General features: G+C 63.5%; 8 protein-coding genes and 1 pseudogene. 3 read left to right on the forward strand and 6 right to left on the reverse strand.

Features of this window, described 5'->3' with window-relative positions:
• The first annotated feature begins 30 nt into the window (after window positions 1–30).
• Window positions 31–2,550 carry a GcvT family protein gene (locus tag ACWICV_RS10165; RefSeq protein WP_454090265.1) on the forward strand — a complete coding sequence of 840 codons (2,520 nt, stop codon included), beginning with the start codon at window positions 31–33 and terminating at the stop codon, window positions 2,548–2,550.
• A gap of 181 nt (window positions 2,551–2,731) precedes the next feature.
• Here the strand turns inward: ACWICV_RS10165 and ACWICV_RS10170 are convergent, their stop codons facing one another.
• The 3 genes from ACWICV_RS10170 to ACWICV_RS10180 form a co-directional block, all read right to left on the reverse strand.
• The gene (locus tag ACWICV_RS10170; protein ID WP_454090264.1) at window positions 2,732–3,448 is read right to left on the reverse strand and encodes an NADPH-dependent F420 reductase; all 717 of its coding nucleotides are present in this window, start codon (window positions 3,446–3,448) and stop codon (window positions 2,732–2,734) included.
• A 487-nt stretch (window positions 3,449–3,935) separates the two neighbouring features.
• On the reverse strand, window positions 3,936–4,823 hold the full coding sequence (locus ACWICV_RS10175; protein WP_105662325.1) for a bifunctional 5,10-methylenetetrahydrofolate dehydrogenase/5,10-methenyltetrahydrofolate cyclohydrolase: 888 nt from the start codon (window positions 4,821–4,823) through the stop codon (window positions 3,936–3,938).
• Window positions 4,820–5,470: a cyclodeaminase/cyclohydrolase family protein gene (locus ACWICV_RS10180; RefSeq protein WP_402471627.1), complete on the reverse strand. Its 651-nt coding sequence runs from the start codon at window positions 5,468–5,470 to the stop codon at window positions 4,820–4,822. Before ACWICV_RS10180 ends, ACWICV_RS10175 begins: the two co-directional genes overlap by 4 nt.
• Before the next feature lie 472 nt (window positions 5,471–5,942).
• Here ACWICV_RS10180 and ACWICV_RS10185 point away from each other — a divergent pair, with 472 nt between their 5' ends.
• Together ACWICV_RS10185 and ACWICV_RS10190 are read left to right on the forward strand one after the other, a co-directional pair.
• The gene (locus tag ACWICV_RS10185; protein ID WP_454090263.1) at window positions 5,943–6,377 is read left to right on the forward strand and encodes a MarR family winged helix-turn-helix transcriptional regulator; all 435 of its coding nucleotides are present in this window, start codon (window positions 5,943–5,945) and stop codon (window positions 6,375–6,377) included.
• Entirely contained in the window at window positions 6,374–7,771 is a 1,398-nt protein-coding gene (locus tag ACWICV_RS10190; protein ID WP_454090262.1) for an MFS transporter, read from the forward strand. The genes ACWICV_RS10185 and ACWICV_RS10190 overlap by 4 nt, the downstream gene beginning before the upstream one ends.
• A 74-nt stretch (window positions 7,772–7,845) precedes the next feature.
• Here the strand turns inward: ACWICV_RS10190 and ACWICV_RS10195 are convergent, their stop codons facing one another.
• The 3 genes and pseudogenes from ACWICV_RS10195 to ACWICV_RS10205 form a co-directional block, all read right to left on the reverse strand.
• Window positions 7,846–8,142, reverse strand: a complete 297-nt coding sequence (locus ACWICV_RS10195) for an antibiotic biosynthesis monooxygenase family protein (RefSeq protein ID WP_454090261.1) — start codon at window positions 8,140–8,142, stop codon at window positions 7,846–7,848.
• A gap of 102 nt (window positions 8,143–8,244) precedes the next feature.
• Window positions 8,245–8,775 carry an ASCH domain-containing protein gene (locus ACWICV_RS10200; RefSeq protein WP_402471638.1) on the reverse strand — a complete coding sequence of 177 codons (531 nt, stop codon included), beginning with the start codon at window positions 8,773–8,775 and terminating at the stop codon, window positions 8,245–8,247.
• 71 nt (window positions 8,776–8,846) lie between these two features.
• Window positions 8,847–9,950: pseudogene (locus tag ACWICV_RS10205) on the reverse strand (hypothetical protein); the annotation flags it as partial.

The following is a 9,950-nucleotide window of genomic DNA, read 5'->3' on the forward strand; positions in this document are numbered from 1 at the left end:
CACCACACCATCAGCTTTCAAGGAGTCCCCATGTCCCGTCTTTCCCCTCGGATCCTCATCATCGGCGCCGGCATCGTCGGCGCCAACCTCGCAGACGAACTGGCCGCGCTGGGCCACACCAATACCCTGGTCATCGAGCAAGGTCCGCTGGATCTTCCCGGCGGCTCCACCTCGCACGCCCCGGGCCTGGTCTTCTCGTCCAACCCGTCCAAGTCCATGACCGAATTCGCGCAGTACACCATCGAGAAGCTCACCGGCCTGGTGGGCGCCGACGGGCGCGGTTCCTTCCTTCCGGTGGGCGGGCTGGAAATCGCCACCACCGATGAGCGCCTGGCCGACCTGCATCGCCGTGCCGGCTGGAACCGCTCCTACGGGGTCGACGCCGAAGTCATCGACGTCGCCGCCTGCCTGGCGAAGTTCCCGATGCTCAACCCGGAGAAGGTCCTGGGCGGCCTGTTCACCCCGGGCGACGGGCTGGCCCTGGCCGCCAAGGGCACCGCGCTGGTCATGGAACGCGCCAAGGCCGCGGGAGTCGAGTTCCGCGACCGCACCATCGTCACCGATATCGAGGTCTCCGGCGGCAAGGTCGCCGCGGTCATCTGCGGCGAGGAGCGCTTCGCAGCGGACATCGTGGTCTCCTGCGCAGGCTTCTGGGGACCGAATATCGGCAGGATGGTGGGCACCTCGATCCCGCTGCTGCCGCTGGGCCACCAGTTCGCCTGGAGCACCCCGGCGCCGTCGCTGGCCGGAGTCAACGAGCTGCCGGCCGGTGCCAGCCGCCCGATCCTGCGCTACCAGGACCGCGACCTCTACTACCGCGAGTGGGGAGATCGCATCGGCATCGGCTCCTACGCCCACCGTCCGATGCCGGTGGATCTGGACACCTTGCAGGCCTACCGCCCGGAAGAGATCACCCACGAGCGGATGCCTTCCTCGCTGGACTTCACCCCGCAGGACTTCGCCGCCGAATGGGAAGCCAGCCAGGAGCTGCTGCCGGATCTGCGCAATACCCGGATCCAGCGCGGCTTCAACGGCATCTTCTCCTTCACCCCGGACGGCGGCTCGCTGGTAGGCCAGTCCAGGGAAGTGGACGGCTTCTACGCGGCCGAGGCCGTGTGGGTCACCCACGCGCCGGGCATCGCCAAGGCCGTGGCCGAGCTGATCACCACCGGCACCTCCACGACGGACCTGAGCGACTGCGATCTGAACCGCTTCGAGGACGTGCAAACCACCAGGGAGTACGTCAGCGAGACCTCGCAGCAGAACTTCGTGGAAATCTACGATGTCCGCCACCCGCTGGAACCGCGCACCAAGCCCCGCGCCGTGCGCACCAGCCCGTTCTACTCCCGCCAGCAGAAGCTGGGCGCCTTCTTCCTGGAGGGCACCGGCTGGGAGCGCCCGCACTGGTACGAGGCCAACGCCGCGCTGCTCGATGAATTGCCGGCGGAGTGGGCGGCCCCGGAGCGCGACAGCTGGTCAAGCAAGTTCCACTCGCCGATTGCCGCGGTGGAAGCCTGGAAGACCCGCACCGCGGTGGCCATGTTCGACATGACCCCGCTCAAGCGCGTGGAAGTCACCGGCCCAGGTGCCGGGCCGATGCTCCAGGGCTTGACCACGGCGAATATGCTGCGTGCCCCGGGCATGGTCAGCTACACCCTGCTGCTGGACCATGCCGGCGGCATCACCAGCGACATCACTGTGGCCCGGCTCTCCGAGCAGGTCTACCAGGCCGGCATCAACTCCAACGTGGATGTCGCCTACCTGGACCGCGAAGCGCGCAAGTTCAATGAGGCCAACCCGGGCCAGTGGGTGGCAGTTCGCGATATCACCGCCGGGACTTCCTGCATCGGTCTGTGGGGCCCGCTGGCTCCACAGGTCATGGCCAAGATCAGCGACGATGATATGGGCAACGAGGGGCTGAAGTACTTCCGCACCAAGCAGATCTCCATCGCCGGCATCCCGGTCACCGCGATGCGCCTGTCCTACGTGGGCGAATTCGGCTGGGAGCTCTACGCCTCGGCGGATGTCAGCGCCAAGCTCTGGGATGCGATCTTCGAAGCCGGGCAGGAGCACGGCATCATTGCCGGCGGGCGCGAGGCGTTCAACTCCATGCGACTGGAGAAGGGCTTCCGTTCCTTCGGCACCGATATGACCAGCGAGCACGAACCGGAACAGGCCGGTTTGGGCTTCGCGGTGAAGGCCGCCAAGACCGCGGACTTCGTGGGCAAGTCGGCGCTGGCCGAACGTGCCGCGGCGGCCACCAAGCGCCTGCGCTGCCTGACCGTGGATGATGGCGTGTCCATGGTCCTGGGCAAGGAACCGGTCTACGTGGATGGCAAGCCTTCCGGCTACGTCACCAGCGCCGCCTACGGATACACGGTCCGCAAGCCGATCGCCTACGCGTGGCTGCCGATCTCGGTGGAAACCGGTGACCCGGTGGCGATCGAGTACTTCGGCAAGCAGATTGCCGCCACCGTGGTCGATGATCCGCTGTACGATCCGCAGATGGACCGCTTGCGCGGAGTTTCGCTGGCTACTTCGGCCAGCTAGCGGCCAGACGCAAGTGACCCGGGGCCGGGCACCGCTCATGCGAGCGGTGCCCGGCCTGTCGTCGTTAACCTGCGTGGCTGCCTGCACGCCGAGGCGGTACGCCATGCATTCATGCCTCTTAATAGGGGTGCCCTGCCGATAGCGGCCGCGGATGGCCTTCCGCTGGAGGGCAACGGGCCGCTCAGAAGGCGCGTTCGGCAACATTCACGCGAGCCGCAGAATCCAGTGCTGCCTTGACCTGGTCCGCTGGTGTTGGCGCTGGAATCGAGGAAAGCAGCTGGTCATCCGGGGTCGTGGAATCCGCCAGGTAGATGCGCGTATATCCGGCGGATTCGGGCTCGAATTTCCACGTTTCCGCGAGCGCGCCCGCGTCCAGCGTATCGAAGCCGAGGCGTTCGATGATTGCCGCTGCTTGCTCCTTCGCTTGGGAATCATCGGAGGCAATGGGAAGCCCAGAGCGGCCAGCAGCCTCGGCGGGACGGGCCAGCAGCGGAATGTGGTGGGCCAGGATGTTGCCGAAGGCTTTGACATAGCGAGCACCATCGAGCCAGCTCGCCACCAGTTCGCTGGTCGTCATCGTCCCGCTGTCGAGTTCGGCAATGCGTGCATCCCTGGATGGATAGTAGTTGCTGGTGTCCAGCACTGTCTTGCCGCGCAGCAACCCGGCTGGCAGCTCACGTACCGCAGCGAGCGGAATGGACAGCACCACGGCTTCGCCCGCTTCGGCCACCTCTTGAACCGTGCCGGCTGCGGCCAGCGGCCCCAGCTCGGCCACGAGTTCCTGCAGCGATTGGACTCCGCGGGAATTCGCAATCACCACGTTCACATTCGCGGCAACGGCCAATCGGGCGATTGCAGATCCGATATTCCCGCTTCCGATGATTCCCAGCGTTGGCATTCCATTTCCCTTCAGCAAAGTCCGGCATTGCGGGTGCCTGCCGCTCTTCGCAGCAGCTATCCCCTTTGGTTGAACTGCCTTCCGGGCACCAAAATTCCCTACGTGACATACTGGCGAAGCTATCCAGTGCTTGCGCGGCAACGCGCCCAGCGGGGCCGCATCCGAGGCGGCCTTGAACGCCCTGGCGCCCGTTTCCGAGCGAAGGTAGACGCAAGGGAGCCCGGGGAGAAATCGCCAGGCCAGCGGCATTAACCCGGGCGAACTAAAACCGGCGGGCAGCAGAAAGCCACCGCATCATCAACCTCCCAATCGATGATGCGGCGGCGGTACGTGGTGCATCTGGTCGGCGGCAGATCCCAGTTCATGTTCCCCTCCGGCGTGCACTGTGCACGTAATTCGCTTCGCCATGGCAATTGCGGTTCCGGCATTCCGGGTTCCGCTGCACGCTGGCTTGCCCGCAGCGGAACCCGGAACACCGGCCAGCCAGCTACCGGCGTCCGGCCATGCGCGCTCCCTTCGCCGGGGCCGCCTGCAGGCTTGCCTCCGCGGCTTGCGCGGCATGAAGGACCAGCAACGCCGTGGTTACCGTGCCCACGCCCCCCGGAACCGGGCTCAGGGCCCGCACCAGCGGGCGCACCGATGCCGCATGGACGTCCCCCACCAGCTTGCCTTCAGCGTTGACATTGGTTCCGACATCGATCACCACGGAGGTTTCATCCACCTCACTGCCGGTAAGCAGGTTCGCCTTGCCCACGGCCATGACGACCACCGCGGCGGACTTCGTTAACTGGGCCAGATCGACGGTCCTCGAATGGCAGATGCTCACCGTGGCATCGCGCTGCAGCAGCAGCTGGGCCAACGGCTTGCCCACCACCGCAGAGCGTCCGACCACCGCGACATGCTGCCCGGGCAGCGGGATCCGGTAGTGCTCCAGGATCTCGATGACCGAGCGTGCGGTAGCCGGGGCGAAGGCCGGCTGGCCGACACTGAGCCGTCCCAGGCTCAGCGGATTGGCCCCGTCAATGTCCTTGGCCGGGTCGATCAGCGCCACCAGCGCCGCGGCATCCACCCCTGGCGGCAACGGGGTCTGCAAGATGATTCCGTGCACCGAACTGTCCTCGTTCAAGGCGGTGATCGCTTCGGACAGCTGCTCCTGGCCGGACCCGGTCAGGTCCACGACCTGGCAGTCCACCCCGAGCTGCGCGGCGGCCCGTTCGATCGAGCGCACATACCAGGCGGTGGCCTCGTTATCCGTGGCCAGCACGACCGCGATCCGGACACTGGTGCCCTCGCTGGCCATGCGCACCACCAGTTCTGCGGTGCGGGCGCGGATCGCTTCAGCCACCGGCTGCCCGGCTAGATTGCGTGCCGTCATGCTGCCACCACCGCACGGGCGTGCGCGCTGAGCTCTTCGGCGTGGGCGATCGCCTCGCTGGCCTGGCTGGCGGTCTGGACCAGCCGGTCGCGCTGGGCGATGTCCTTGATTGAGCAGATGTTCATTTCCAGGGTGGCCAGCGCGGTAGCCAAGGCCGCCCGGGCAGCTTCGGCCGCGGCGACCACGTCGCTGAGAACCGATCGGTTGCCAATGGGCAGCAGGCGCTGGCCCAGCTTGATGACCTCAATGGAGGCCTCGACGGTAGAGACCAGCGGTGCGGCGGCGGCGATGGTGGCGTTTTGAATGGCCGCGCTGCGCTCCGACTTCTGCTCGCTGCTTTCCTTGGGCAGCTTGTACGCGGCACCCAGGGCGCCGAACAGCCTTTCGTCTTCCTGAGCGGCGAAGAGCCCCTGGCGCATCAGCAGCCGGGCATGCTCGGAAATCTGCTGGGCCTGCTCCTGGACGTCCGCGTACCGCGGTCCGGAAGTGAATTCGGCAACCATGGACACCAATGCCGCGGCCTGCGCCGCATGCAGGCCCGCGGCCGCGCCCCCTCCTGGCGTCGGGGCGCCCGAGGCAAGCCGCTCAAGGTAGCTGCTGACAGTTTCATTGGAGATCAATGGGGTTTCCCCTCGTTCGGGACGCATGGAAGTTGATCCCTGCACCGTTCGGCGGGATTTCCGGCGCGCAGGACCACGGTCCAGGCCGCCGGAACCCCTTAGTATCCGACTGGTATATCAGGTTATCTTGAAGCCTAGAGCACCTACCGAACGCCGGTCAAGGGTTTTCTGGCGCCCGGAACACCCCCGGCATCCAAGCGCCACGCGACCGGATCCCCCGCTAGCCCATCCAGGTCTTGCACATGCCGGCCAACAGGGTCCGGAAGGCATTTTCCCTGCGGCGCACACGCGGTCCCGGCTCAGGGCCAGGGGTGCGCGGCACGAGCCGGAATCCATCAGGAGCGCACCACAGCGACAACCACTTGCTGCGGCGACATGCCCGCGGACCGCGGGGCCAAGCGAGCGAGTACCGCCTTCTCGCGCCCGATGGATCGGGGCAGTGTGCAGCCTCACGAGCATTCCACAAGAAGCTTGTACAAGTTAATTATATTCTATAGCTATGGAAATTGATCCCGAGCCCGCAGACCTTCCCCAGCAAATGCACGAGGTGCTTTCGCCATTGCTGAGCCTGATACGCACGGCACGATCCATCTCCCCGGGCAAACTGGGAATCCTGCACACCTTGGCCACCGAAGGCCGGGCCAGTGCCGCCCGGATGAGCCAGGCCATCGGGGTCAGCCAGCAGGCCATCTCGCTGACGACCAAGGAATTGGAAGGCCTCGGACTGATCGAGCGGCACCGGGACGAGGCCGACCGCCGCAAGCTCTGGTTCCAGCTCACCGATGCCGGCCGCCAAAAGCTGGACCAGGAAATCCTGCTCGGCCGGACCGCGCTGCTCCAAGTCATGGGCGAGAACCTGAGCGAGGAGGACCGTTCCCTGATCCGCTCCGCCTTGCCCGCGCTCAAGAAAATCAATACCGCGGTCCGCCCATGAGCCGCAACGCACCCAGCCAGAGCCCGCTGGTGCCCACGCTGGTCTTCGCCGCGCTGGCCACGGCAATCGTCTCCTCGCTGGGCATGCTGCTGGTCCCCTCGATTTCCTTGCGGTTCAATGTCGATATTGCCGCTGCCCAGTGGATGCTCACCGTGAATCTGCTGGCCGGCGCCGTGGCAACACCCATCATGGGACGCCTCAGCGATGGACCGCATAAGAAGCGGCTGCTGCTCGTCTCGCTGGCGGCCATGTTCCTGGGTTCTGTCATGGCAGCGTCCGCACCGACCTTTGGCGTGTTTCTTGCCGGCCGCGTGCTCCAGGGATTGTCCTACGGCATTGTTCCGGTCACCATCGCCATCGCCAGGCGCTATGTAGCGGCCGAGCACGTGCAGAACACCATCTCCACCTTATCGGTGACGGTTGCTTCCGGAATCGGCATCGGCTATCCACTGACCGGCATCATCGCTGGCATTTTCGACTACTCCTACGCTTTCTGGTTCGGTGCGCTATTCGTGCTGGCCACCCTCTGCGTGGTGTGGAAAGTTGTTCCGGCAGGCCCCGACACCCAGGCCGAGCAACGCCCCTTCGACTACACCGGCTCCGGCATGCTGGCCCTAGGGCTCACCTGCCTGCTGCTGGCCGTATCCGAGGGGCCCAAGTGGGGCTGGGCTTCACCTGCAACGCTTGCTTTGGGCGCTTTCTCGGTCATCGTGCTGATCATCTGGGTGAAGGTAGAAAACAGCCTTGGCCACCCGCTGATAAATCTGCGCACGCTCAAGCAGGGCGAAGTCCTCTTGGCCAATATCTCGGCCATCGCCCTGGGCGCCGCATTGTATATCGGCATGTCCGTATCATCACTGGTAGCCCAGGCAGATGCGGCAACGGGATACGGGCTGAGCCTGCCGGTCTTCTGGGCAGGATTCGTCATCTTCCCACTCTCGGTAGGCAGCTTGGCTGCCAACCGCGTGGTGCGCATACTTGCCAAACGCGTTGGCATCCAGGTCATGCTTCCCATTGGAGCGATCATCATGGCCGCAGCAGGCACCATGCTCTGGCTGCTCCACTCGGCGCTCTGGGAGATCTTGCTGAGCATGCTGGTCTTCGGCATCGGCATGGGCGCAAGCTATGCGGCCATGCCGGCATTGATCGCCCGCAGCGTAGCGGCCAAGGAGCTAGGCAGCTCGGTAAGTTTCAACCAGGTGCTGCGTACTGTAGGTTCTTCCTTCGGCACGGCGATTTCCGCGGCCATTATCGCCACCCACCCCGGACTCAATGGCGAGGCCAGCCCGGAAGGCATCGACATGACTTTCTTGATCGGCGCACTGCTTTGCATCGCTTTGGGTGCTACGTTGCTGGCCGATTCGGCACGGCGCAAGTTCAAGGGACGCAGGTAGGCGAAAAGGTCCTGGATGCAGATAACGCCCCGATACCACGAAGGCATCGGGGCGTTACCCGCAGGCTGCTGCGCCTAGAATTCGACGATCTCGAATTCGAGAAGTTCAGCGCCGCTGGCCACTGGTTTCTTGGCATCGCTGCCAGCATGGGCCGCATCAGCGCGCTGGGTACGCCAGTTCTCGAAGTCCTCGCGGGTTGCCCACTGGGTGTACACGAAGTACTTGTCTCCACCATTGACCGGACGCAGCAACTTGAACCCTTCGAACCCCGGTGAGGAATCCACCGAATGCTTGCGAACAGCAAAACGCTTCTCCAGTTCCGGTCCAGCTTCGCCGGGAACCGATAGGGCATTGATGACGACAATCGACATGTTCAACCTTTCTTTTCCGGGCTTCTTTCACGGGAAACCCTCTGTTTCCACCCTACGCCCGCGCGTTCTCGACCGCAGGCCAGCGTGACGAAGTTCGACCGGCTAGTCGGCATGCTCCTGTGGCCAGCAAATTTCAAAGCGTTCCAAGACCAGCTCTCCCCCGGCGTTGGCGGTGTCTTCAGGGTTCCAGTCGATTCCTATGGACTTCTGGGTACGGCGCCAGAATTTTTCATGTTCTGCGCGCCAGTATTCCAGCGAGAGATCCCCTTCGCCCTCGGCCGCGGCAAACTGCGCGTCTACCTCGAAGAACGAGGAGCGCTCGACGGAAAGTACTCGCAAAATTGCTCGCGGCTGCCCTTGTCCATCGCAGACAATACAGTGGTCTTCAGGTTGCGGGACACGTTCGTCGTAATAGGCATAATCGCTAGCCAGAGATGAAGTCGCTCGCTTGGTTCCGTGCAGCATTTCTTCCAGAAGCTCATCGGCAAGCGCAGGATGATCACCGAACGATTCGGCGACATGATGCGGCGCCTTGGTCCGCGGAATCCCTTTGCTCTCCAGGTACGCAGACCACATCTGTTCAGCAGCTTCTGCATTGATAGGCGGCAACACTGGAAGTGATTTTTCAGTCATGGAACGATCCTAGCCGCGACGCAGATTCCGCATGGCCCTGGAATGGCTATGGGAGGACGATTGGGCTGCGCCTAGAGTCCTGGAATCTTGAATTCGAACTTCTCCTTCGAATTCCCTTGGCTTTCAAATGCAATAGTCCGGCCCCCAAGGAGGTAAAACTGCTTCAGCTTTATAGTCACTGGACCTTCGCAGCTAAGCCTGAACGAATTAGCTCGCATGTTCGAGGGAACGCAGTTCCCCTCGTACGTCATGTTATCCACCCAAAGCCAGTTGAGCCGCACCTCGAAACTTATTGGATCGCTTTCAGAAGCTCCGCTGATATCGAAGGTGTAATTCGCAAAGAATCCACCTTCCTCTTGTGCCATGATGACCTGGAATCCAGATCCGTCTTGGTCGTCTTCCGGCTCAACCGTTGGTTCCGAGGTTGGTTCCGCAGTCGGCTCCGGGGTCGGTTCTGCAGTCGGCTCGACTGAAGGCTCCACCGTAGGATCCACCGTTGGTTCAGGAGTCAGTTCCGGAGTTGGTTCACGAGTCAGTTCCGGAGTTGGTTCCGGAGTCAGTTCCGGAGTTGGTTCAGGAGTCAGTTCCGGAGTTGGTTCCGGAGTCAGTTCCGGAGTTGGTTCAGGAGTCGGTTCCGGGGTTGGTTCAGGAGTCAGTTCCGGGGTTGGTTCAGGAGTCGGTTCAGGAGTCGGTTCAGGAGTCAGTTCCGGAGTCAGTTCCGGAGTTGGTTCCGGAGTCAGTTCCGGAGTTGGTTCCGGAGTCGGTTCAGGAGTCAGTTCCGGAGTCAGTTCCGGAGTTGGTTCCGGAGTCGGTTCAGGAGTCGGTTCAGGAGTCAGTTCCGGGGTTGGTTCCGGGGTTGGTTCAGGAGTCGGTTCCGGGGTTGGTTCAGGAGTCGGCTCGACTGTAGGCTCCACCGTTGGTTCAGGAGTCGGTTCCGGGGTTGGTTCAGGAGTCAGTTCCGGGGTTGGTTCAGGAGTCAGTTCCGGGGTTGGTTCAGGAGTCAGTTCAGGAGTCGGTTCCGGAGTCGGTTCCGGAGTCGGTTCAGGAGTCAGTTCCGGAGTCAGTTCCGGAGTTGGTTCAGGAGTCGGTTCAGGAGTCAGTTCCGGAGTCAGTTCCGGAGTTGGTTCCGGAGTCGGTTCAGGAGTCGGTTCAGGAGTCAGTTCCGGGGTTGGTTC

The organism is Glutamicibacter sp. NPDC055354, from assembly GCF_053644955.1.